General features: G+C 71.3%; 17 protein-coding genes and 1 pseudogene. 8 read left to right on the top strand and 10 right to left on the bottom strand.

The annotated features are described in order from the left end of the window. Nucleotides 1–52: 52 nt before the first annotated feature. Nucleotides 53–1,156: an aldo/keto reductase gene (locus ACQPWW_RS20240; RefSeq protein ID WP_433124684.1), complete on the bottom strand. Its 1,104-nt coding sequence runs from the start codon at nucleotides 1,154–1,156 to the stop codon at nucleotides 53–55. Nucleotides 1,157–1,298: 142 nt separating this feature from the next. Here ACQPWW_RS20240 and ACQPWW_RS20235 point away from each other — a divergent pair, with 142 nt between their 5' ends. From ACQPWW_RS20235 to ACQPWW_RS20220, 4 genes are all read left to right on the top strand, one after another. After that, nucleotides 1,299–1,931 carry a TetR/AcrR family transcriptional regulator gene (locus ACQPWW_RS20235; RefSeq protein ID WP_433124682.1) on the top strand — a complete coding sequence of 211 codons (633 nt, stop codon included), beginning with the start codon at nucleotides 1,299–1,301 and terminating at the stop codon, nucleotides 1,929–1,931. Then, nucleotides 1,924–2,667: an alpha/beta fold hydrolase gene (locus tag ACQPWW_RS20230; RefSeq protein ID WP_433124680.1), complete on the top strand. Its 744-nt coding sequence runs from the start codon at nucleotides 1,924–1,926 to the stop codon at nucleotides 2,665–2,667. Before ACQPWW_RS20235 ends, ACQPWW_RS20230 begins: the two co-directional genes overlap by 8 nt. Before the next feature lie 5 nt (nucleotides 2,668–2,672). Then, nucleotides 2,673–2,852, top strand: coding sequence for a hypothetical protein (locus ACQPWW_RS20225; protein ID WP_433124679.1), 180 nt, complete (start codon nucleotides 2,673–2,675; stop codon nucleotides 2,850–2,852). Nucleotides 2,853–3,062: 210 nt separating this feature from the next. Further along, nucleotides 3,063–4,676, top strand: a complete 1,614-nt coding sequence (locus ACQPWW_RS20220; RefSeq protein ID WP_433124677.1) for an ABC-F family ATP-binding cassette domain-containing protein — start codon at nucleotides 3,063–3,065, stop codon at nucleotides 4,674–4,676. A gap of 123 nt (nucleotides 4,677–4,799) precedes the next feature. Here the strand turns inward: ACQPWW_RS20220 and ACQPWW_RS20215 are convergent, their stop codons facing one another. The 4 genes from ACQPWW_RS20215 to ACQPWW_RS20200 all read right to left on the bottom strand — a co-directional run bounded on the left by ACQPWW_RS20215 (nucleotide 4,800) and on the right by ACQPWW_RS20200 (nucleotide 10,080). After that, nucleotides 4,800–5,450, bottom strand: coding sequence for a DUF305 domain-containing protein (locus tag ACQPWW_RS20215; protein ID WP_433124674.1), 651 nt, complete (start codon nucleotides 5,448–5,450; stop codon nucleotides 4,800–4,802). 71 nt (nucleotides 5,451–5,521) lie between these two features. Then, entirely contained in the window at nucleotides 5,522–6,415 is an 894-nt protein-coding gene (locus tag ACQPWW_RS20210) for a DUF1996 domain-containing protein (RefSeq protein WP_433124672.1), read from the bottom strand. Nucleotides 6,416–6,674: 259 nt separating this feature from the next. Next, a complete protein-coding gene (locus ACQPWW_RS20205; RefSeq protein ID WP_433124671.1) occupies nucleotides 6,675–7,331 on the bottom strand; it encodes a C39 family peptidase in 657 nt (218 codons plus the stop codon). A gap of 865 nt (nucleotides 7,332–8,196) precedes the next feature. Continuing rightward, complete coding sequence (locus tag ACQPWW_RS20200) at nucleotides 8,197–10,080, bottom strand: Xaa-Pro dipeptidyl-peptidase (RefSeq protein WP_433124669.1); 1,884 nt, start codon at nucleotides 10,078–10,080, stop codon at nucleotides 8,197–8,199. Nucleotides 10,081–10,410: 330 nt separating this feature from the next. Here ACQPWW_RS20200 and ACQPWW_RS20195 point away from each other — a divergent pair, with 330 nt between their 5' ends. Both ACQPWW_RS20195 and ACQPWW_RS20190 read left to right on the top strand, forming a co-directional pair. Further along, the gene (locus tag ACQPWW_RS20195) at nucleotides 10,411–13,764 is read left to right on the top strand and encodes a S8 family peptidase (RefSeq protein ID WP_433124668.1); all 3,354 of its coding nucleotides are present in this window, start codon (nucleotides 10,411–10,413) and stop codon (nucleotides 13,762–13,764) included. Between the two features lie 133 nt (nucleotides 13,765–13,897). Then, a pseudogene (locus ACQPWW_RS20190) lies at nucleotides 13,898–14,314 on the top strand (DUF998 domain-containing protein); the annotation flags it as partial. Between the two features lie 262 nt (nucleotides 14,315–14,576). On the opposite strand, the gene ACQPWW_RS20185 reads toward ACQPWW_RS20190, so the two are convergent. The 5 genes from ACQPWW_RS20185 to ACQPWW_RS20165 all read right to left on the bottom strand — a co-directional run bounded on the left by ACQPWW_RS20185 (nucleotide 14,577) and on the right by ACQPWW_RS20165 (nucleotide 19,269). Continuing rightward, a complete protein-coding gene (locus ACQPWW_RS20185) occupies nucleotides 14,577–15,077 on the bottom strand; it encodes a DUF2231 domain-containing protein (RefSeq protein WP_433124666.1) in 501 nt (166 codons plus the stop codon). 154 nt (nucleotides 15,078–15,231) lie between these two features. After that, on the bottom strand, nucleotides 15,232–16,503 hold the full coding sequence (locus tag ACQPWW_RS20180; protein WP_433124665.1) for an SGNH/GDSL hydrolase family protein: 1,272 nt from the start codon (nucleotides 16,501–16,503) through the stop codon (nucleotides 15,232–15,234). Between the two features lie 25 nt (nucleotides 16,504–16,528). Further along, nucleotides 16,529–17,278, bottom strand: a complete 750-nt coding sequence (locus ACQPWW_RS20175; protein ID WP_433124664.1) for a hypothetical protein — start codon at nucleotides 17,276–17,278, stop codon at nucleotides 16,529–16,531. 43 nt (nucleotides 17,279–17,321) lie between these two features. After that, on the bottom strand, nucleotides 17,322–18,362 hold the full coding sequence (locus ACQPWW_RS20170) for an SEC-C domain-containing protein (RefSeq protein ID WP_433124663.1): 1,041 nt from the start codon (nucleotides 18,360–18,362) through the stop codon (nucleotides 17,322–17,324). Nucleotides 18,363–18,438: 76 nt separating this feature from the next. Beyond that, a complete protein-coding gene (locus ACQPWW_RS20165; RefSeq protein WP_433124662.1) occupies nucleotides 18,439–19,269 on the bottom strand; it encodes an NAD(P)H-binding protein in 831 nt (276 codons plus the stop codon). 103 nt (nucleotides 19,270–19,372) lie between these two features. On the opposite strand from ACQPWW_RS20165, the gene ACQPWW_RS20160 reads away from it, so the two are divergent. Then, nucleotides 19,373–20,293: an AraC family transcriptional regulator gene (locus ACQPWW_RS20160; RefSeq protein WP_433124660.1), complete on the top strand. Its 921-nt coding sequence runs from the start codon at nucleotides 19,373–19,375 to the stop codon at nucleotides 20,291–20,293. Nucleotides 20,294–20,372: 79 nt separating this feature from the next. Further along, complete coding sequence (locus ACQPWW_RS20155; protein ID WP_433124659.1) at nucleotides 20,373–22,442, top strand: phosphocholine-specific phospholipase C; 2,070 nt, start codon at nucleotides 20,373–20,375, stop codon at nucleotides 22,440–22,442. The last annotated feature ends 70 nt before the right edge of the window (nucleotides 22,443–22,512 follow it).

Genomic DNA, 22,512 nt, shown 5'->3' with positions numbered 1-22,512 from the left:
CCGGCACGGGCACCGCGCCCGTGCCGGTGGTGCTCGCCGTCTGCGGGGTCTCTCACGTCGTGGGTGGGGTGGCCCCGTTGAACACCGGCGGGGCGTAACCCGCCGGCTTGTCGCCGATGCCGAGGCCGGGGCTCACCACCCAGGACTGGTACTGCGGCGTGAACATGCCGTACGGCAGTCCGAGGTCCGGGGCGCTGGCCTCGTCGAGCCGGCGACGGGCGTCGGCAGGGATCTCGAAGTCGAGCGCGCCGACGTTGCTGGCGAGCTGCTCGGGGCTGCTCGCCCCGACGATCACCGAGGCGACGGCGGGCTGGGTGGCCACCCAGTTGATCGCGACCTGGGCCATGCTGCGGCCCAGTTCGGCGGCCACGCTCTCCAGCGCGTCGATGACCCTCCAGTCGCTGGGGTTGATCTCCCGACCGGCGGCGTCGGGGTTGGTCAACCGGCCGGTCCCGCTCATGCCCTCGCCGGTCCGTCGGTACTTGCCGCTGAGCAGCCCGCCACCGATGGGGCTCCACGCGGTCAGCCCCATCCCCAGGCTCTGCGCCATCGACACGAACTCCGCCTCGATGCCCCGAGTCACAAGGGAGTACGGAAGCTGCATATTGATCATCGGGGCCAGCCCGTGTGCCTCGGCGTAGCTCTGCGCCCGGGCGGCGTACCAGGCCGGCACGTCGGAGAGCCCGGCGTACCGGATCTTGCCGGCGCGCACCAGGTCGTCGAGGGTGTGCACGACCTCCTCGACCGGGGTGATCCGGTCCCAGGTGTGCAGCAGGTACAGGTCGATGTAGTCGGTGCCGAGCCGGCCCAGCGACCCTTCGACCGCCCGCATGAGGTGCTTGCGACCGTTGCCGCCGGCGTTCGGGTCGGTCGGGTCGACGGTGTTGGTGGCCTTGCTGGTGAGCACGAGCCGGTCGCGCACGCCGGCCCGGTCGATCAGCCGGCCGAGGATCCGCTCGCTCTCCCCGGCGGTGTAGAAGTCCGCAGTGTCGATGAAGTTCCCGCCCGCCTCCAGGTATTGGCGGAAGATCGGCTCCGCCTCCTCCTCGGTCTTGCCGTACGCGGCGTGGAACCCGTCGACCCCGAAGTTCATGGTGCCCAGCGCCAGCCGGCTCACCCGCAGGCCGGACCGCCCGAGCAGGTAGTAGTGGTTCACGGTGGTGCCCCTCCCGATCGTGGTGTCGGCCCGGGTCGGGCCGCGCTGCAGACCTTTGCTCGGCAAAAATGGACCCGCAAGTCCAAACTCCGAGCTAGTGTCGGATCGGCAGGCACGGCGCGGAGACGGTGACGGAGGTCGCATGACACGGGCGTTCACCCGCAAGGGCGAGGCCACCCGGGCGCGGATCGTCACCGGCGCTGCCGCCGAGGTCCGCGACCGCGGCGTCGACGAGGTACGCCTCGAGGACGTGCTGGCCCGCACCGGCACCAGCAAGGGCCAGCTCTTCCACTACTTCCCCGACGGCAAGGAGGAGTTGCTGCTCGCGGTGGCCCAGCACGAGGCCGACCAGGTGCTCATCGACCAGGAGCCGATGCTCAGCAACCTGACCTCCTGGCCGGCCTGGCTGGCGTGGCGCGACCGTCTCATCGAGCGCTACCTCGCGCAGGGCGTGAAGTGCCCGCTCAACGGGTTGCTCGGTCAGACCGGCCGACGCGCACCGGGCGCGCAGGCGATCGTGACCGCGCTCATGTGGCGCTGGCAGAAGGCGATCACCGAGGGCATCCGGCACATGCAGTCGACCGGGGACATCGCCGCGGACGTCGACGCCGACCGCGCCGCCGCGGCGCTGCTGGCCGGCATCCAGGGCGGTGTGCTGCTGCTGCTCTCCACCGGGAAGATCGACCACCTCCAGGCGGTCCTCGACCTCACCATCGACTCGCTGCGCTCGGGTGCCCGAGTGACCGGGGGACAGGAAAGGAACGGCAATGGATAGGGACGACAATCAGCCACCGTTGGTGCTGCTGCACGGCCTCACCTTCGACAGGCGACAGTGGGACCCCGTCCGGCGCGAGCTCGCGGCGATCGATCCTGCCCGGCAGGTCCTCGCTCTCGATTTGCCCGGCCACGGTGACGCACCCCGGCGGTCGTCCTACGGGATGGCGGAGGTCGCCGACGTCGTGCACGAACAGGTGACCGGGGCGGGCCTCGCCCAGCCGATCGTGGTGGGCCATTCGGTCGGCGCGGTGGTCGCCACGACGTACGCGGCCCGCCACCCGGTACGCGGCGTGGTGAACCTGGACCAGATCCTGCTGCCCGGCCCGTTCGGTGTGGCCGTACGCCAGGCCGAGCCCACACTGCGCGGCCCGGACTGGCGGCGGGTGTGGGACGGGATGCTGGCCGGGATGGGCATCGACACGTTGCCGGCCGAGGCGCGCGAGATCGTGACCACCGCGACCGATCCCCGGCCGGACCTGCTGCTTGGTTACTGGGGTGAGATCCTGCGCGGGTCCGACGAGGGGATCGCCGCCGAGCGGACCCGCGATCTGCGGTCCCTCGGCGAGCGGAGGATTCCCTACCGCTGGGTGACCTCGTCCGAGCCGCCACCCCGCTATCTGGCCTGGCTGACGGATGCCCTGCCGGAGGTCGTGGTGACAGTGTTGCCCGGTAGCCACTTCCCGCACCTGGCGGAGCCGGCGGCGATCGCCCGGCTGCTGGCGACCGGAGGATGATCGGCATGTCGGCAGGAACGATGGCAGCGGTGTTGGGCAGCGGGATCGCGCTCTTCGCCGCCCTGCTGCTGACGATCATCGGCGTGCTGGGGCGTCGGGCGCGGGCCGGGCGACTGGCAGGCCGCTACACGTCGCGCCCGGGCAACTCGTCGGACAACAGCTCGTCGAGCATGGGCGGCAGCTGAGGCCCGGCCCGCCGGCGTGAGTTAACCTCGGACCCGAGTTGCCGGAGATCGGAGCAGGCGTGGCAGGTGACGACGACATCTCCGGGTGAGCACCCGGACCGGCCGCCGACGGACGCGTGATCGCGTCGCCGTCGCCGCGGCCCCCGTCGTCATGTCCCGCTCCCGCCGGGCCACCCGGGTGCGCCCGGATCTCCGTTCCCCGAGGTCCCCATGTCTGTTCGACCCGCTCTCATCGCCCATGACCTGGTGCGGATCCGCGGCACCCGCCGCGTGCTCGACGGCGTCTCGCTGACCGCCGCGCCCGGTCACCGGATCGGCCTCATCGGCGAGAACGGCACCGGCAAGACGACCCTGTTGCGGGTCCTGGCCGGCGTCGACGAACCCGACTCCGGCACCGTCGTACGCCCACCGGGCCTCGGCTTCCTGCACCAGGAGCTGCCGTTCGTCCCGTCCGCGACCGTCGCCGCGATCCTCGACGACGCGCTCCGCGAGGCCCGGTCCGACCTCGCCGAGCTGGACCAGCTCGGTGTCGCGCTCGCCGACTCGCCGGAGGGCAGCGAGGAGCACGACCGGCTGCTTGTCGCGTACGGCGAAGTCCTGGAGCGGGCGCAGGACCGCGACGCCTGGGATGCCGACCGGCGCGCCCGGACGGTGCTCGCCGGCCTCGGCCTCGGCGGCATACCCCACGGCCGGACGCTGGCCGCCCTCTCCGGCGGGCAACGGGGCCGCCTCGCCCTCGCGGCGATGCTGATCCGCCGGCCGGACGCGCTCCTGCTCGACGAGCCCACCAACCACCTCGACGACGCGGCTGCCGCGTTCTGCGAGGACCAGCTCCGCGCCCTGCCCGGAGTGGTGGTGCTGGCCAGTCACGACCGCGCCTTCCTGGACGCGGTCTGTACGGACATCATCGACCTGGACCCGGCGGTCGACGGGCCGGTCCGCCACGGTGGCGGCTACACCGCCTACCTGGCGGCCAAGCACGCCGAGGCGCAACGCTGGCGCCGACGCCACGACGACGAGCAGGCGCTCCTCGCCGAACTGCGCGAGGCCGCCGCCGTGACCGGACATCAGGTCGCCCACGGCCGGGGCCCCCGCGACAGCGAGAAGATGGGGTACGGGCACACCGCCGGCCGCGTGCAGAACCAGATTTCCCGCCGCGTCCGCGACGCCGCCCGTCGACTGGCGACGCTGGAACGCGACCAGGTCCCCGCGCCACCCGAGCCGCTGCGTTTCCACGCCCCGGTCATCGCCACCGGGGACGGCGCCGAGGCCATCGTCACGGCAGACCGGTTGGAGGTTCCCGGCCGGCTGCGGGTGGCGCACCTGGAGATCACGGCCCGGGACCGGCTCCTGGTGACCGGCCCCAACGGCGTGGGCAAGTCGACTCTGCTCGCCGTCATCGCCGGCCACCTGAACCGCGGTGGAGCCATCTGGCGGCGTCCGGATCTTCGTATCGGGCTGCTCGGTCAGGACAGCGTCTTCGCGGATGCGCAGCGCACAGCCCGGCAGGTCTTCGACGCGGCGGTCGGAACGGAACGGGCCGAAGCGGTGCCGTTGTCGGCACTCGGGCTGCTCGCGTCGACGGACCTCGACCGTCCGGTGGCCGAACTGTCGGTCGGGCAGCGTCGTCGCCTCGGTCTCGCGGTGGTCGTCGCCAACCCGCCGGAGCTGCTGCTGCTGGACGAGCCGACCAACCACCTCTCGCCGCGGCTCTGCGACGAGCTGGAGGAGGCCCTGGGAACCGGACCGGGCGCCATCGTCGTCGCCAGCCACGACCGGCGGCTCCGCTCCCGTTGGCCCGGCCGGGAACTCGCCCTACGGTAGGTGCGCGCCGCCTGGCGGCATGGGCCAGCGACGTCCGACGGATCGCGTCCCGTCATTCGCCGGTGCTGTCCCGGACGGCCGCGCCTGCCGCGCTGCTCGACGAGAATCCTCAGCGGGCCGCCATCACTGCTGCTCCAAGCGAGCGAGCCCGGCGAGGTCGGCGTTTCCCGTCCGGACGACCGCCGAGGCCAACACCCTGGTAGCGGGGTGGACTCCACCTCGCTGCTCGGCGGTGGCGATCCGGACCGCCTGGTCCAGGTGCGCTCGTACGTGCTGGCCGGCCCGCCGCTGGAAACCGACACCGGTGGCCGACCGTAACGTGGCCAACTCCCCGTCGGTGACCATGCCGGGCATGTCGTGGCCCTCGTGCGGGTTGGTCGTGGGCGCGCCAGACTCGGCAAGCAGCCGGCGGGCCGTACTCAGGTCGGCGCGGTGCGCCGTGCCGAGCCGGGCGGCGAACCTCAGCCACGCCGGGTCGGTGGTCCGGCTCGACATCAGGTCCAGCACCGGCAGCAGGCGTTCGTTCATCGCCACCGTCAGCTGGAGCCACGCGACGTCGGTGGGGCTGAACAGGCCGGCCGAGCCGCCGGGTGCAGCCGACCCGACCGGTACGGCGGTCGTAGCGGAAGACGGTGCGGCGGCGGCGGTCGTAGCGGTGGGTGGTGCGGCGGTCGTCGCTGCGGGCGTGGGCGGTGGCCCGCTGGCGCAGGCGGTGACGAGCAGCAGCGCCGCGAGGGCCAGGCACCCGGCCGTGCGCAGGGGGACCTTTCGCATCCGGCCTCCTCTCGCCCCGGACGGCGGGCCCGGCGTGACCGGACCCGCCTCCGCGGGGTGTGCCTGTCGGCTCAGAGCGGTCGGCCGTCGGCACCGCACTTGATGACGGGACGGATGCAGTCCTGCACGCGCCGGGCCATCTCCGCGACCGGCCAGGCGTTGAAGAAGTCGCCGTGCATGGTGTAGCCGGGCCCGGAGGCCAGCCGGAACCGCGACGGGTCACCGTTGACCGGGTACCGCAGCACCTGCCGCAACTTCGGCACGTGCACCGGGTGGGTGCTCGGGCAGGCCTGGTTCACCGGGTACGCCAGGTGGCTCTTGTGGTCCGGCGAGTCCAGGTCGCGGCCGTTCCAGCACTGCGGGAAGTCCAGGTACGACTCCAGCATCGTGCCGGACGGGCAGGTGACGAAGTCCTTCGACGGCGCCACCTGTCCCGCGTGCAGACACGACCACCGGGCGATGCTGTCGTTCGATCCGGTGGCCTTCGCGTTGCCGGCGACGAGTCGCAGCCCGAGCGGGAACGGCTGGGTGTTCGCGACGACGTCGGAGCGCACGCCCTCGCCCAGGTAGTAGAACGTGGCGATCGCCGGCTCCACCGGCACGTTGTCCCGGTAGAGGGTCGGCACCCAGTAGGACGAGACGTCCACCCGCGGGTTGCAGGTGCTCTGGGAGTTCACCAGGTCGGGCAGTGTGGTGTTGGCGTTCGTCACCGTGCTGCCGAAGAAGCTGTGCATGTGCGACGCCCCGGGCAGGCCGGGGAAGACGATCGGGTCGTCCGGCAGCCGGTGGCTGTAGGTGCAGTCGGCGGGGAACTCGGCAACCCGGATGGCGTTGGCGACCGGGGCGGCGTCGGCCCGCTGGGTGGTGGAGACGACGTACGTGCCGAGTAGCACCAGCAGGGCGCCGATCGCTGTGGCGAGGCGCAGTCGGCGGTGGTTGGCGGAGAGGGGTGCGGCCCTGTCCATCTCGTGACTCCTGTCGGGGGAACGGGTCAGGGGTAACTCCGGCGCCGCCGCCGAAGACGCCGGAGATTGCCCTGGCCAGACTGGTGGTGACCGGTGGAGCTGACACGAGAGAGCGCTCTCACCGGCTGCCCAAGCCTCGCCCTTTGGTTGAAACTTGTCAATACGTCCCGCAGTTGGTGGAAAATGACGACGCCGAAAGGGCCGGTCCCCGTGGTGGGGTCCGGCCCTTGTCGGTGTTGCGGTGCTGCCGTGGTGCGGGTCAGCTGGTGGCGTAGCCGCGGGTGGCGATCCAGTCGGCGAGGTGTTCGATGCTGATCTGGTAGGAGGCGGTGTTGGGGTCGGCGGAGTCGGCGATGGTGACGGTGGTGCCGTTGTCGCGGTAGCCGACGACGCTGATGTAGTGCCCGCCCTCGTAGGAGTGGGTGTTGCCGTCGGTGTCGGTGCTGGTGCCGGCGATGTTCGCGACCACGGCCCGGCCGTCGTCGACAGTCTTCACGATGTCGGCGCGCAGTGTGTCGGTCTGCTTGTCGTCGGCGTTGGGGTTGCTGATCTCGACGCTGTGGTACGCGTTCTTGCCGGTTTCCTTGTTCAACACCGGGGTGATGTCGTTGATCGAGTTGGTACCGGCCTCGGTGGTGCCCATCTCCTTGGCCATGTCATCGACGTTGATGTTCTTACCCTGCACACTCAACGCGTTACGGGTCGCGGCGGGACCGCAGTAGTAGAAGTTCGGCTGCGCCTCGTAGCGCACACCCAGCTGACGCTCACCCGAGGGCTTACGGTCGGTCTGGGTCTGGGTGGCCGGCTTGGCCTCCGACGCGGCGTACGCGGCGGTGACCGGACCGGCGATCGCACCACCGGTGAACGCGAGACCAGCAGCGGTCAGAGCAGTCTTACGAATCAGATCGGTACGCATGATGGCGTGCTCCTCTGCATCGGGGGAAACCCACACCACACAACCGGGGGACGTGTGCGGGCGGGGAAAGTTCGCGGGGATCAGCCCGGCGGCCTGGGTGGGCCTGCTCGGAGGTGTCCCGGAGGATGGTGCAACGGTCCAGGGCGGCGGATCATTCCGCCAGGGTTCTTCCGGACCGGGCCGGGCTGGTGGTGCTCGGCTCTGCGGGGGATGTAACGGTGGCGGCTGCGCGGGTGTTCCCCGGGGGCTGCCACATGCCCACGACCCGAGGTCGCGGCGGCATGCCAGGTATAACGACCCCGCCCCACCCACCATTCCGCGACCGGGGTGCCCCCGACCACGGCACACCCCCGACAAAGCGGACACCCACCCCACAACCCAACCCGTGAACCGGACACCACACCCCAGCAACCCCACCCGCACCCAAGCCAAGATCCGAGCAACTTCAGGGATAGTGCTGCCTCGCGGCGAGTTGAGGCAGCACTATCCCTGAAGTTGCGCGCACTGGGACCCGGACGGCGATACGGACACCGGCCGCCGGCGCACCCCGGGACGACACCCGCCCCAAGATCGCGCTCGAACCAGGAAACAGGCCCCTCCGCGCGCGGACGAGACCACTACAACCAGGATCCAGCACGATCACGCAGGGAGGCGGTCTGTCGCCGCCACCGGCGACGAGTGGGCAGCGGCGCGGACGTGCATGCGTGCCCCGCCTGCGGGCGCATCGGGTGTGCGGAACGTGCCTGGCGTGCCCGGCGTGCCCGGCGTGCGGGGCGTGCGAGGTGCGGGCATGCGGGGGTGCGTAGTCGCGCGGGTGGGGCAGCCCGAACGAGTCGAGCTGCCCCACCTGGACACGAGGACGGGATCAGAACCCGAGGACGCCCCGCCCGCCGACCACCGGCAGCCGCAGTTCGCTGTCGTTCGGCGCTACCCGCAGCTCGGTGCCGCCCAACGGCAGGAGGGTGTACTCCTGGTCGGTGGAGAAGACGACAACGCCGATCCGGTGCCCGGCCGGGAAGATGTAGTCCTTCGGCTCCATCGTCCACCGGTAGTCGGACAACTTGCCCTGCTTGACCGGCTCGGTGCGGGCGGCGCTCTTGCGGTTCTGCGGGTCCATCCAGCCCCGGGTCACCACTGTCGGCGCGGCGGTCGATCCGGCCGGGCCGTAGTCGACAAGGTACGCGGTGAGGTTCGCGTCCGGCTTGTTGTCGATCGCCATCCGCAGCCGCATTTCCGGACGTCCGGAGATGCGGACGTCCTGCGTCAGTGCGGGGGAGCGGTAGGCGAGCCGGTTCGCGCTCGCCGTGTCGGGGTTGGCGACCAGGGTGTCCGGGTGGATGGTCCGGCCCTCGTCGACGAAGCTCTGCTCGATTTTCGCCTTTGGCGGCTTGCCCGTGGTGAGGGCGCCCGGCGCGGTGGCGTCGGTGGCGGCGAACCGTAGGCCGACAGCGCGTGCGGCCGGGTCGGGCCAGTTGGCGTACGTGGTGTAGGCGCGGTCCTCGCGCTGGAGCACCGCTGTCGGTTCGTCCATAATGCCGTTGCGCACGTTCCACAGCCAGAAGTCGAACCAGCGGTTCTCGGTCTGCTTGTAGGTCCACGTCTGACCGCTCGGCAGGGTCACCGACGCGCTGTTGCCCGGGCCGCCGTGCCCGCCCTGGTGCAGCCAGATCTTGCGCGGTACGTCGTGCTTGGCGAGCTGGTCCCACCAGCCGGCGAAGTGCTCGGTCTTGACGTTCCAGTCGTTGAGGCCGTGCACCACGAAGACGCTGGCCTTGACGTTGCCGGCGTCGAGGTAGTCGCGGTCCCGCCAGAACGTCGAGTAGTCGCCGGTGACCCGGTCCTGCTCCGCGGTGATCGACGCCAACTCGTCCGCGCAGGGTCCCTCGGCCCGGGCCTGCCCGGCGGTGTACTGGGCCAGGATGTCGAGGTCCTCACCCTGGTACGTGCCGGGCGCGACGACCAGACCGTTGGCCCGGTAGTAGTCGTACCAGCTGCTGATCGCGGAGACCGGCACGATGGTCTTGAGTCCCTTGACCCCGGTAGTGGCCACCTGGTTGGGCAGCGTCCCGTTGTAGGAGACGCCGGTCATGCCGACCGCCCCGGTGGTCCAGCCGGCGGTGATTGGGGCGCCGTTCGCGTCGTAGCCCTTCGCCCGGCCGTTGAGCCAGTCGATGACCGCCTTGGTGCCGAGCGTCTCGGCCTGGTCGCCGCTGGTGGGGCAGCCGTCCGAGTCGCCGGTGCCGACGCTCTGGCCGAGCACCACCGCGTACCCGCGGGGCACGTAGTAGTCGTCAAGCGAGCCGGGCAGGTTGGCCTTCGCCTGGGCCCGCTGGACGCCGGCGTCGAGCGCCCGCCGCCCGGAGTGGTCGGTCAGACCGTTCTGCGGCAGGTCGTCGACAAGCACGCTCGGGTACGGCACGTCACCCCAGGTGCCCTTGCGGTACGGGCTGTGCTCGAAGATGACAGGCACCTTGAAGCCCTGCGTGGCGGTCTCCCGGGGGCGGGAGATGTCGATCGCCACCCGGTCGAGCCGACCGTCGTGATCGGTGTCGACAGGGGTCTGGACGAACACGCGCTCCTCGATCGCGTCGGCGAGCGAGAACACCGGTTGGGTCATGCCGTCGCTGACCACGATGCCGGTGGGCGTGGTGGTCGTGGGCGGGGCCGCAGTCGCGGTGGGGGCTGCGGTCAGGACCAGGGCGCCGGACACGCCGACGCTCAGTAGGGCCAGATGGCGGGGTCGACGCATGCGCGTCTCCCTTCGGTTGGGCTGGTCGCCGGGTGTCGGCAGGGCCAATCTCGAAGATCCATTCGTGGCCATGCTAGGTCCGGGCTCGGGTCCCGTCGATCCCTTCGGACGGGGATGCGCTCTTCATCCACAATGTGCTGTTTCGGAAAGCGGCGGGCGGCAATCGAAACGTCATCGAACCGAGCCCGGCGGTGACATGCTGCGGAAATTCCGGCCACAGCAGCGGAAAAACCAGTCATCGAAGGCCTCTGAAGATCGCGTACCCGTGCATATGATCTTGCGGGAAGTCGCCCGAAGAGGCGCTTTCGTCCACATAAGACGAGGAGCAGCATGCTCAGGACAACACGGTGGCTGTTGGCCGTCGCCGTCACGGCCACGACGCTGACCGCCCTACCGGGCGGCACGGCCACGGCGGGACCCAGCGGCATCGGCCTGACCGGCCCACCCGCAACCTCGATCGACGGCAAGACGCACACCGTCACCCTGCTGACCGGGGACGTGGTGACCGTCCGCAGCACCGGCTCGGGATGCCCGCACGCCACCGTCCGGCCGGCCGACGAGAACGCGGTGATCCGCCAGACCTGTGGCCCCGACGGCCACCTGCACGTCATCCCCGCCCGCGTCGCGTCCCAGATCGGCTCGGTGCTCGACCCCGACCTCTTCGACGTCACCACGCTGATCGCCGACGGGTACGACGACGACAACTCCGCGGAGCTGCCGCTCATCGTGCAACCCGCCACCGCGTCCGCCCGGGTCGCCGCCCTCGGTGACGTACTGCCGCTGCCCAGCATCGGCGCGGTGGCCGGCCGCGTACCCAAGAAGAGCCCGGCCACCGCGAAGCTGGCGACCAACTCGCTGCTCGCCGGCGCGAAGAAGGTCTGGCTCGACCGCAAGGTGCGCGCCACCGCGCTCACCGGCGGTGGACAGCAGCCGGACCTCGACCGCAACCTGCGGCAGATCGCCGCACCCGAGGCGTGGAAGTCCGGCTACACCGGCACCGGCGTCCGGGTCGCGGTGCTCGACACCGGCGCCGACTTCACCCACCCGGACCTGGTCGGCCGGGTCGCCGACCGGTCCGACTTCACCGCCGAGGGCGGTGACGCCGTCGACCACAACGGCCACGGTACGCACGTCGCGTCGACAATCGCGGGCACCGGCGCGGCCGCACACGGCCAGCGTCGCGGCGTGGCGCCGGACGCCAAACTGGTGATCGGCAAGGTCCTCGACGACCACGGCTCGGGCGACGACTCCGGGATCATCGCGGGCATGGAGTGGGCCGCCACCCGGGCCGACGTCATCAACATGAGCCTCGGCGGCAGTGACCCGGACGACGGCAACGACCCGCTGTCGCTCGCCGTCGACGGTCTGAGCGAGCAGACCGGCGTGCTGTTCGTCATCGCCGCCGGCAACACCGGCGGGGCCATCTCCTCACCCGGCTCCGCCGCCAGCGCGCTGACCGTCGGCGCGGTCGACAGCGACGACAAGCTCGCCGACTTCTCCAGCCGCGGACCGCTTGTCACCAGCAACGTGGCAAAGCCGGAGCTGGTCGCGCCGGGCGTCGACATCGTCGCCGCGCGGGCCGCCGGCACCAACCTGCAGGACCCGATCGACAAGCACTACGAGGCGATCAGCGGCACCTCCATGGCCAGCCCACACGTCGCGGGCGCCGCCGCGCTGCTCGCCCAGCGGCACCCGGACTGGACCGGCGCGCAGCTCAAGGCCGCGCTCGTCGGCGCAGCCGACCCGCTGACCGGCGTCGACGCGTACGCCGTCGGTGCCGGCCGGCTCAACGCGGCCCGCGCCCTCGGCGGCCCGACCAGCAACCAGCCCGTGGTCAACCTCGGCACCTTCGCGTACCCGCAGTCCGGGACCAGCGAGGCGAAGCTGAGCTGGACCGGCGCATCCACGCCCGCGACGACCGTTCTCGACCTCGACGTGTCGGTGGTCAACCACGACGGCCAGCCGGTGCCGCGCGGCGCGGCGTCGCTGTCGACGAACCGGCTGACGCTCAAGCGTGGCGCCACCGCCGGGGCGACAGTGCGGGTCAACCGTGCGGCGCTGGCCGCCCGGCCGGGCTTCTACCTGGCCACCGTCACCGCCCGGACCGCCGGCCGCACGCTTGTCGCGACGACACCGGTGAGCTTCTACGTCGAGCAACCCAGCTATGACCTGACGATCCACACGAAGCCGTTGTCCGGGCTGAAGGACGGCGCGCAGAGCTGGATCAATCTCGCGATCACCAACCTCACCGACCCGGTGATCTTCTACGGCGGGGCCGGCGGTGCGCCCGGAGACGACTTCACGCTGCGGGTGCCGGCCGGCCGGTACTCGGTGCTCGGCGCCTCGGTCGCCTACTACGTCGACAACGACGTGCTGGAGACGACGCTCGTCGGCGAGACCGACCTGAACGTCACGGGCAACCGGAGCGTGACGCTCGACCCGGCGCGGGCCAAGCCGGTGACGGCGACTGTCGACGGAGTCGCCACCAGGGCCACCAAGATCGATTTAACGAACGTCCAGACGTCGGTGAACGGTCTGTCCTGGTGGAACCAGATCAGCGGGTACGGGAACGCGACCGCCGTCCGCACCTCCGCACTGCCGAAGCCCGGTGTCGGATCACTGCGCAGCTGGGCCGCCGTCAACCTCGACTCACCGGCCGGCACGGCCACGCCGTACCGCTACAACCTCGTCCACGAGTACCCGAAGGGCGTACCGGCCGATCCCGCGTACCGGGTGAACGCGGCCGAGCAGGCGGAACTCGCCCGGATCGAGGAGCGGTTCCACCAGACCGACTCGGAGGGGATGGTCACCCAGCTGGTCCGCAGCGGCTTCACGCCGGACGGGGTGTGGCTGACGGAGACCCACGAGGGGAACCTGCCGCCGTACCGCACCGACTACCTGTCGCCCGGCTACCTCTGGGCCGACGAGGGCGTCTACGGTGGCCTGTCGGCCCAGGAGGCGCCCCGCAGCTACCAGCCGGGCAGCCGGCAGTCCAAGGTCTGGGCGCGGCAGCCGCTGCACTCCGGCTGGTACGACGACCCGGCCGGCGCCGACTACAGCTGCGCCACCGCGCCGTCGCGGACCCGGGGCAACCTGCACATCGACCTGGTGACCCTCACCGACAAGCACCAGCGGGCCGACTGCCTCCAGGGTGACTCGATCGGTGTGAACCGCAAGCTGTCGTTGTACCGCGACGGCAAGCTTGTCGACGAGCGGAACCGGCCGCTCGCCGACTTCACGGTGCCGCAGCAGATGGCGGACTACCGACTGACCCTCGACGTCGACACGAGCCTGATCCTGCCGATCTCGACAAAGGTCAACACCTCCTGGACGTTCCGGTCCGCCGGGCCGGACGGAACGGAGAGCGTGCCGTTGCCGCTGCTCGCCGTGGACTACGCGCTGCCCATGGACACCGCCAACCACGTGACCGGCACGACGGCCGAGGTCGCCGTCCGGCAGGCGCACGGCGTCAAGGCGCAGAAGGTGACGTCGTTGCAGGCCTGGACCTCGACCGACGACGGCGTCACCTGGACGTCGGCCCGGGTCACCGCGAGCGGCGACAGCTACCGGGTCGCCCTGCCGAAGGCCACCACCGGGCAGGCCGTCTCGCTGCGGGTGAAGGCCGCCGCGAACGGTGGTAGCGGCATCGACCAGACCATCATCCGGGCGTACCACGCCGGCTGACGGTCACCGTGCTGGTGCGGCCCGACCGGGCCGCACCAGCACCCCGCCAGATTCGCAGCCGGGCGGTGTCGATCCGGGCTCGCCTCGTTCGTCGTGACGGGTAGAGCGTGACGCCGACCCGAGAGGTACGCCCATGACGTCCCGGACGACAGTCCCCGAGACCCACCTCCGTCGAACCGAGCTCCTGCTGCGCTGCGGCACGATAGCCGGCGTGCTCTTTCCCGCCCTGTCGTTCGGGCAGGCGTTCACCCGACCCGGGTTCGACCTGCGCCGGCACGCGGTGAGCGCACTCACCCTCGGTGACCTCGGCTGGCTGCAGTTCATCGCGTTCGTGGGCACCGGCGTGCTGGCCGTCGCGTTCGCGGTGGGCCTGTGGCGGGCACTGCGTCCGGGCCGGGCCGCGACGATGGTGCCGGTGCTGGTCGGCGTCTACGGGGTGGCGATGGTCGGCGGCGGAGTCTTCGTCCCCGATCCCGCGCTCGGCTGGCCACCCGGTGCACCGAGCGGGCTGCCCGTGCAGGCCAGCACGGGCAGCATCCTGCACACGGTGTGCGGCGCGGCCGCGTTCCTGTCGCTCATCGCGGTTCCTGTCGCTCATCGCGGCCGAACTGCTGATCGCCCGACGCTTCGCCGGCCAGGGCCGCCGGGGATGGGCGCTCTACAGCGCGGCCAGCGGTGCCGTCGCGTTCGTGCTCACCGCCCTGCCCTGGAGCGAGGAGAGTGCGAGCATCCGCTTCGCCGTCGGAGCGGTGCTCATCTCCGGCTGGCTCGTCGCGCTGTCCTGGTGGGTACGCGACGAGGTGGCCTGAGCGTCACTGCCCCTCCCAGACCGCCTTCGCGCCGGAGTCGCCGGTGCGGATCACGTAGTACACGACGATGCCGGCGGCCACCACCGACAACACCTGCAACGCCACGGTCAGCGCCCGACCGGGTCGCCCGTCGTCGGTGGTGCCCGCCTCGGCGGCCCGCGGCGGGACGAACCGGACAAGCGCCAGCGCCACGATCGCCAACCCGAGGGTCGCCCACAACGTGATGTCGCCGAAATCCTGATGCGCCTCGATCTTCGGGACGAACTCGGGGGTGACTCGGTTGGCGGCACGCATCCGCTCGAAGAAGGCATCCCCGGACAGCTTCGCCAGCAGGGCGGCGACCGGCGCGCCCACGGCGAGCAGGCCCAGCACCCAACGGGTGTGCGGCCGGATGGGCGCGACGAACGCGTAGCCCACCGTCAGGAGGGCCAGCAGCGGCACGAACACGACGGCGGCGTGCAGCACCAGAGGGTGGGCGGGGAGGCCCATGAACTCCTCGAACATCGACGGTCTCCTCCGGTGGCGTCTGGTGGACGTCAATCGTCCAGAGATGGACGGTATCGGTCCCGCCGGGGCATGTCAGCCCCCGAGATCATCAGCAGCGCCCCGCCCGGCCCACCACGCCGGCGACCGGCCTGGGCCGGGGACGCCACAGCGTTCAGCGGTCGCAGCGCAGCACGGCAAGGTCGACGGCATCCGCCATCGCCTGCATGCCCCTGTCATTCGGGTGGAGATGGTCACCGCTGTCGAAGGACGGCAGGAGCGTGCGCGGGTCGTCCGGACTGCGGGTGATCTCGTCGAAGTCGACAACGGCGTCGAACACGCCGCTGTGCCGGATCCAGTCGTTGACGCCCTGGCGCACGGCCTCACCGGCGTCGTCGTACTCGGGCCAGCCCTGGTAGGGCATGGCCGTGGCGCCGACGACGCACGTGCCCGCCGCGTGCGCCCGGTCGACCAACTGCCGGTAGCCGGCGGTCAGGTCGTCCACAGTGACGCCGGTGTGGGCCTTGATGTCGTTGATGCCCTCGTGGACGAACACCGTGTCGACACCGGAGTGGGAGAGGACGTCGCGATCGAACCGGCGCAGCGCGGCCGGTCCGGCGCCGCCGGCGAGCACCTTGTTGCCGGAGATGCCCTCGTTCGCCACTCCCCGAACCGGGTTGCCGGGCGCGGCCTGGAGTCGGCGGGACAGGTAGTCGGGCCACCGACGGTTGGTGTCCGTGCTGGAGGCGAACCCGTCGGTGATGGAGTCCCCGAGGACGACCACCGAGCTGATCGCCGTGGACGTCCGCACGCTGACGGCGTCCAACCAGTACCAGGAGGTCAGGGTCTCGGTCCAGTTGGTCGCCGCCTCCTCGACGGCGTGATCACCAGTGGTGGCGTACGACGTCTGCAGGGCCAGGAGGTGGCCGCTGCGCATGCCCAGCGCGCCGGTGACGTGGAGGCTGACGACGAGATCGCTCTCGGGGGCCACCTCGCCGGGCAGCGGGTCGCTCAGAATGATCTCGCCCGCCGGCACGGTGACCGAGGCCTGCCCGCCGAACGTCAGCGGCCGGTTGCTGCCCGGGACCAGCTCCGCACCCTGCCGCCGCAACCCCGCGTAGGCGCTGGCGAAGGTGACCGAGTGCTCGCCGAACGCGTTTGTCAGCCGGATCCGCAGGGCGTCCCCACCGACACTGGTCCGGACGACGAACCGGTAGCTGCGCTCGGCCGGCCCGGCGCCCTGCCGCTCGGCACTGGCGGCCCAGGTGACAGCGAAGTGCTGCTGGTCGTGGCTCGCCGTGGCCGCCGGGGTCCGCGGCGCCCGCGCCAGCGCCGGGGCCCTGTCGTGCCGCTCCCGCGCCAGGTGCACGACCAGGGGTACGCAGAGCGCCGTCAGCAGCGCCGCGACGGCGGACGCCGCCACGCGCCGGGCCGGCCCGGCCCGCATCAGCGGGCTCCCGGGACAGCGAGGCTCACCGAAGTCCCTTACCGAAATTGCTGCTCAGGGCGACCCGCGCGGCGCACGACAGCTCGCCCGGGGCCAACTGGGTGTGCGCCGGCCGCCACAGCTCCGCGCCGTTTCCGGTGACCCGGGCCAGGATGCAGTCGTACTGCGCCGCCCGCAGGGCCACGCCGACCCTGCCGTCCTGTGCGGTCACGTCCACAGCGATGGCAGGATCCAGCTTCAGGCCGTCGATCGCCGTACGAACCGCGGCCCCGTCCGGGTCGACGGCCTCCAGAGCGGTCTTCAGCCGGTCGTCGACCCCGTCGAGCGACGGGTCCTCGGCAACCTGGACGGGATCGTCCGGTGGGCACTCGATGTCGTCGTCGCGGCTGTCGTCGCGCGGGCCGAGCTGAAGGCGAAAGCAGATCGCCTCGTCACGTTCGTCGATGACCGAGCCGTCCGCGCCGATCTCGACGCCGTGCCCCGTCACCCGCAGCACCAACGTCACGCCGGTCTGCCAGTGCGTGTCACCGCTGACAGTGAGAACCGCGACGTCGGGGTCCTGGCTGGCCGAGTGCACGTACTTGTCGGCCTGGTAGAGGTGGTCGTACTCGAATCTGGACTGGACCCGGTCGACCTTCTTCGCGGCGTCGACCACGGCACTGTCGTGAGTCGGGTCGTCCGGTTCGTGGACATGGCGCCACAGACCGGCACCGACAAGCGCCACCACCAGCAGCGCGACCCCGCCCAAGATCCCCCGCCGTTTTCCCTTCCCCACAGACGGGATTATGTCGCAGCCGGGACCACGGCGATGCCCCCGCTTACCGGGAGCGCGGCAGGCAGTCCTTCTTGTACTTCAGACCCGAGCCGCACCAGCAGGCGTCGTTGCGCTCCGGCGGCCAGGGGATCCGCGCGCTGGGTCGTGCCTGCACCTCGGCCGCGTACCCCGCCCGGACCGGCGTGTCGGTCGGGTCGCCGTCACGTCGACCGGCGAACGCGTGCAACCCGTCCACGGTGGCGCGGAACACGCCCAGCCCGGCCTGACCGGCGCCCCTCAGCCGGACCAGTTCCGTCTCCAGCCGGCCCCGGTGCGCGTCCCAATCCGACCCGTACACCTCGCTCAGCGTCGCGTGCTCGGCAAGCAGCCGGTCGAACTCGGACCGTGGCCAGAAGAGCAGGTCCGACTCGGCGTCCCGGCGCTCTCCGGCCCGGCGCACCAACTGAGTTTCCAGCCGGTCCGCCAGGTCGTCCTGCCGATCGTGCGGCAGGTTCAGATTCCGGCGTACCCGGTGTCGCTGTTGCAACAGGAAGAAGAGGACACCCGGCGCGTCCGGCGGACCGAGATCCGCCACCGGGTCGATCGCGGTGCTCGCCGCCCCGGACGCCGCTGTCGCGCGGTCGCCCAGCACTGTGTCGACCGCCTCGCTCAGCCACGTCTCGGCGGTCGCCGAACGACCGCCCGCGTCCAGCGCGGCACTCACGTAGGCGGGCGCGTCGGGCTGCACGAGCAGCAACGGGCGCAGCGCTGTCAACTCGGCCATCGCCTCGTCGTCGCGACCGCCGGCCCGGAACAGGGCCCGGGACCGCAGCGCCCGGGCGAACCCGGCGCGCGGATCATCTCCGGACGGGTACGCCGCCAGGGCCCGCTCCGCGTACCGCAGGGCGGCCTCGGGCCTCGCCCGGATCTCGGCGATCTCGGCGGCCAGGGTCAGGGCGTCCCCGGCGTCGTCCGGATCCTCCAGCCGGCCCTGCTCGGCCGCCTCGGCGACGTCGGCGGCGACACCCAGCGGGTCGGCTGTCCCGAGCGCCGAGCGGCGCAGTTCGGCGAGGTCAGCCTTGGTGAGTACGTCTCTCGTCGGCACGTTCTCACGGTACGTCGGGGGGCTCGCGATATGCGGGCAGATCACCCGTTACGCCGCTCGTGCGCTCCCGGAGGGGCTACGCCCAGGCCCCGGCCGCCGCGGCCCGGGCGGCGTAGCTGTCGAAGTCGATCGGGTCGCGTCCGAGAACCCGACGCACCCCGTCGGCCGGCTCGGCGAGATGGCCCGCCCGCATCCCGGCGAACAGGATGTTCAGCGCGGTGGCCGCCTCCTCCGGATAGCCCTCGGCCAGCAGCTCGGCCCGGTACTGCTCCGGGGTGAGTTCCACGTAGCGCATCGAACGGCCGGACGCCGCCGCGATCGTCGCCACCGCCGCCGCGAAGGTGAGCCCGCGAGGACCGGACAGGTCGTACACCTGTTCGTGGTGACCGGGTGCCGTCAGCAGCGTCGCGGCCACGTCGGCGATGTCCTGGGCGTCGACGAACGGCTCCGGGGTGTCGTCCATCGGCAGGGCCAGCCGACCGTCGAGCAGTGGTTGGCGAAAAAGGTCCTCGCTGAAGTTCTGACTGAAGTTGTTCGGCCTGATGATCGTCCACTGGACGCCGGACTTCCGTACCGCCTCCTCGGCGGCGACCATGCCCGGGGAGAAGTCACCGACCCGGTCGATCCCGCGCCCGGACAACGCCACGAAACGACCGACGCCCGAGTCGACCGCCCGCGCCACGAAGTCGCCGGCCAGCGCCGGGTCCTCCGGTGCCAGCAGATAGACCGCCGAGACTCCCTCCACCGCCGGTCCCCAGGTGGCCTGCCGCGACCAGTCGAACCGCACCTCACCCGAGCGGGAGGCGGCCCGCACCTGCTGACCCGCCGCCCGCAGCGTCCGGACCAGCCGACGACCGGTCTTCCCGGTCCCGGCCAGAACGAGTATCGAACCTGCGTCTGTCGTCATGACAACGAGTCAACCGACCCGGTCGCGGACGGTACATGTGCCGTCGTACGCCGCGCATGTCCGATCGTCCGGGCACTGTCGTCGGCGATCTATCCTCGATGTCATGGACCCGTTCGACAGTCTGCTGCGGGGCGTGCACGCCGACGGCGCGGCCTTCGGTCGGTCGGTGCTGACGCCGCCGCGGGCGCTGCGGTTCGTCGACGGCGCCCCGCTGACGCTCTGCGTCCCCATGCGCGGCGAGGGGTGGATCTTCCATCCCGAGAGCGACAAGCCCCGCCTGGTCCGGGTCGGGGAGGCCGCCACCGTGCGCGGTCCAGCGCCGTTCGTCTTCTCCGCCGAGCCACGGTCGAGCTTCGCGCCCGGGGAACTGCGCGACGTTCGGCGTGGGCACACCGGCCCGGCCGACCCCACGGACCACGCCGACCACCTCGTGCTGCTGGTCGGGGTGTACCACGTTCGAGGTCTGGTGCCCCAACGGCTGCTGGGCGCGCTGCCGCCGGTGCTTGTCGTACCGGACGACCAGGACTGCGCCGCGCTCCGCGACTACCTGGACGCGCAGCTCGACGCGGGTCGGCCCGGCCGGCAGGTCGTGCTGGACCGCCTCCTGGACTGGCTGCTGGTGTGCACGGTGCGCGACTGGTTCGACCAGCCGGACACCGAGGCTCCCGGCTGGTACCGCGCGTTGAGCGACGACACCGTCGGTCCCGTGCTGCGCGCCATGCACGACGCGCCGGGCCGGCCGTGGACCCTGGCCAGCCTGGCCACCCGGGCCGGAGTCTCCCGATCCACACTGGCCAAACGGTTCACCTCGTTGGTCGGCGAACCACCGCTCACCTACCTGACCGACTGGCGCATGACACTGGCCGCCGACATGCTTGCCGAATCCACGGCGACCGTCGCCGCCGTGGCACGACACCTCGGGTACGCGGACGCCTTCGGCTTCAGCGCCGCCTTCAAACGGGTGCACGGGATGAGCCCGAGCGCGGCCCGCAGCCGGTCGTCGAGTGGCCGCAAAACCAACTAACCACGGTCATCTGCCGTCAACCCGCCCTCGATAGCGTCCGGTCGCCAGTTTCTCGACCAGGTCGCACAAAGGCGGAGTTATGGGCACGGTAGATCGACGTACCTTCCTCAAGGCGATGGGCGTTCCCGCGATCGGCGCGGCGCTCCCGCTGGACCTCAGCAAGGCACTCGCCATCCCGGCGAACAACCGGACCGGCACGATCAAGGACGTCGAGCACGTCATCATCCTGATGCAGGAGAACCGCTCCTTCGACCACTACTTCGGCACCATGCGCGGCGTACGCGGCTTCGGTGATCCGCATCCGGCGACCCTGCCGTCCGGCAAGGACGTGTGGCACCAGCCCAACGGGGCCGGTGAGCTGCTGCCGTTCCGCCCCGAGGTGCAGGATCTCGGCCAGACCTTCCTGCCGGACCCGCCGCACGGCTGGAACGACGGCCACGCCGCCTGGAACGACGGCCGGTTCGACAAATGGGTGCCGAACAAGGGCGTCACGGCGATGACGTACCACACCCGCCAGGACCTGCCCTACCACTACGCGCTCGCGGACGCCTTCACCGTCTGCGACAGCTACCACTGCTCGCTGATGGGCCCGACCGACCCGAACCGCTACCACATGTGGAGCGGCTGGGTCGGCAACGACGGCAAGGGCGGCGGCCCGGTCATCACCAACGCGGAGGCCGGCTACGACTGGTCGACCTACCCGGAGCGGCTGGAGCGCAACGGCATCTCCTGGAAGATCTACCAGGACGTCGGCACCGGCCTCAACGCCGCCGGCTCCTGGGGGTGGACGAACGACCCGTACATCGGCAACTACGGCGACAACTCGCTGCTCTACTTCCACCAGTACCAGAACGCGCAGCCCGGCACGCCGCTCGCGGACAAGGCCAAGACCGGCACGGAGATCCGGACCCAGGGCCGCGACCCGGAGGCGCTGCTCGCCGACTTCCGCGCCGACGTCGAGGCGGGACGCCTGCCGGAGGTCTCCTGGATCACCGCGCCCGAGGCGTACTCCGAGCACCCGAACTGGGAACCGGCGTACGGCTCCTGGTACATCTCGCAGGTCATCGACATCCTCGCCGCGAACCCCGAGGTGTGGAGCAAGATGGCGCTCTTCATCACGTACGACGAGGAGGGCGGCTTCTTCGACCACGTGGTCCCGCCGACGCCGCCGCAGACCCGCGAGCACGGGCAGTCGACGGTGCCGACCACCAACGAGATCTTCCCGGGCAACGCCGACCACCCGGCCGGCCCGTACGGCCTCGGTATCCGGGTGCCCATGGTCATCGTCTCGCCGTGGACGCGCGGCGGTTACGTCAACTCGCAGGTCTTCGACCACACCTCACTGATCAAGTTCCTGGAGGCGCGGTTCGGGCACGGTCGTCCGGACCTGATCGAGAAGAACATCACCCCGTGGCGGCGGGCCGTCGTCGGCGACCTGACCAGTGCCTTCGACTTCCGGCACCCGAACCGCTCGCGCGACGTCAGGCTGCCCGACACCGACGACTTCAAGCCCGAGGATCTTATCCGGCATCCCGACGAGGTGCCGGTTCCGCCGGCGGACCAGCGGCTGCCGAAGCAGGAGCACGGGGTACGCCCGGCGCGGCCGATCCCGTACACACTGCACGCCGACGCCCGGGTCGACGGCGACGCGCTCCGGATCGACTTCCGCAACTCCGGTGGGGTCGCCGCGGTCTTCCAGGTCCGCCAGGTTGGCAGCGCGGACGCCCCGCGCAGCTTCACCGTCGAGCCGGGCAAGCAGCTCACCGACACCTGGCGGGTCGAGTCCTCCTACGACCTGTCGGTGCACGGCCCGAACGGGTTCTTCCGCCGGTTCACGGGCGGCCGCTCCCACCTCGACGTCACCCCCTCGTACGACGAGCGCGGCTACCAGCTCGCCCTCACGCTCACGAACCGTGGGTCGAAGCGGGTCGAGGTGACCGTCCGGGACGGGTACAACGCTCGTCCGGTCACGCTGTCGCTGCGCCCCGGCGGCACCGAGCGCGCGACGTGGGCGCTGGCCCGCTCCCACGGCTGGTACGACCTGACGGTCGCCGTCGCCGGTGACGGCGACTTCGCGTACCGCTGCGCGGGTCATGTGGAGAACGGCAAGGACAGCATCAGCGACCCGGCCCTCGGCGGGCTCGTGTAGGTGCCCAGGCCGGCGTGCCGATGACGCTCGGCGGTCGGCGGCGGACGTGGTGGTGAGCGTTATGACTCAG

Source organism: Micromonospora sp. CA-240977 (assembly GCF_050942285.1).
In the GTDB taxonomy this organism is placed as follows: Bacteria; Actinomycetota; Actinomycetes; order Mycobacteriales; family Micromonosporaceae; genus Micromonospora.
The sequence above is the reverse complement of the archived record's forward strand: the minus strand, read 5'-3'. Positions and strand labels throughout refer to the sequence as shown.

What these genes read in the sequence shown, in the direction of transcription:
- ACQPWW_RS20235 (WP_433124682.1), top strand. Translation starts at nt 1,299, where the DNA reads ATGACACGGGCGTTCACCCGCAAGGGCGAGGCCACCCGGGCGCGGATC.
- ACQPWW_RS20230 (WP_433124680.1), top strand. Translation starts at nt 1,924, where the DNA reads ATGGATAGGGACGACAATCAGCCACCGTTGGTGCTGCTGCACGGCCTC.
- ACQPWW_RS20225 (WP_433124679.1), top strand. Translation starts at nt 2,673, where the DNA reads ATGTCGGCAGGAACGATGGCAGCGGTGTTGGGCAGCGGGATCGCGCTC.
- ACQPWW_RS20220 (WP_433124677.1), top strand. Translation starts at nt 3,063, where the DNA reads ATGTCTGTTCGACCCGCTCTCATCGCCCATGACCTGGTGCGGATCCGC.
- ACQPWW_RS20215 (WP_433124674.1), bottom strand. Translation starts at nt 5,450, where the DNA reads ATGCGAAAGGTCCCCCTGCGCACGGCCGGGTGCCTGGCCCTCGCGGCG.
- ACQPWW_RS20210 (WP_433124672.1), bottom strand. Translation starts at nt 6,415, where the DNA reads ATGGACAGGGCCGCACCCCTCTCCGCCAACCACCGCCGACTGCGCCTC.
- ACQPWW_RS20205 (WP_433124671.1), bottom strand. Translation starts at nt 7,331, where the DNA reads ATGCGTACCGATCTGATTCGTAAGACTGCTCTGACCGCTGCTGGTCTC.
- ACQPWW_RS20200 (WP_433124669.1), bottom strand. Translation starts at nt 10,080, where the DNA reads ATGCGTCGACCCCGCCATCTGGCCCTACTGAGCGTCGGCGTGTCCGGC.
- ACQPWW_RS20195 (WP_433124668.1), top strand. Translation starts at nt 10,411, where the DNA reads ATGCTCAGGACAACACGGTGGCTGTTGGCCGTCGCCGTCACGGCCACG.
- ACQPWW_RS20185 (WP_433124666.1), bottom strand. Translation starts at nt 15,077, where the DNA reads ATGTTCGAGGAGTTCATGGGCCTCCCCGCCCACCCTCTGGTGCTGCAC.
- ACQPWW_RS20180 (WP_433124665.1), bottom strand. Translation starts at nt 16,503, where the DNA reads ATGCGGGCCGGGCCGGCCCGGCGCGTGGCGGCGTCCGCCGTCGCGGCG.
- ACQPWW_RS20165 (WP_433124662.1), bottom strand. Translation starts at nt 19,269, where the DNA reads ATGACGACAGACGCAGGTTCGATACTCGTTCTGGCCGGGACCGGGAAG.
- ACQPWW_RS20160 (WP_433124660.1), top strand. Translation starts at nt 19,373, where the DNA reads ATGGACCCGTTCGACAGTCTGCTGCGGGGCGTGCACGCCGACGGCGCG.
- ACQPWW_RS20155 (WP_433124659.1), top strand. Translation starts at nt 20,373, where the DNA reads ATGGGCACGGTAGATCGACGTACCTTCCTCAAGGCGATGGGCGTTCCC.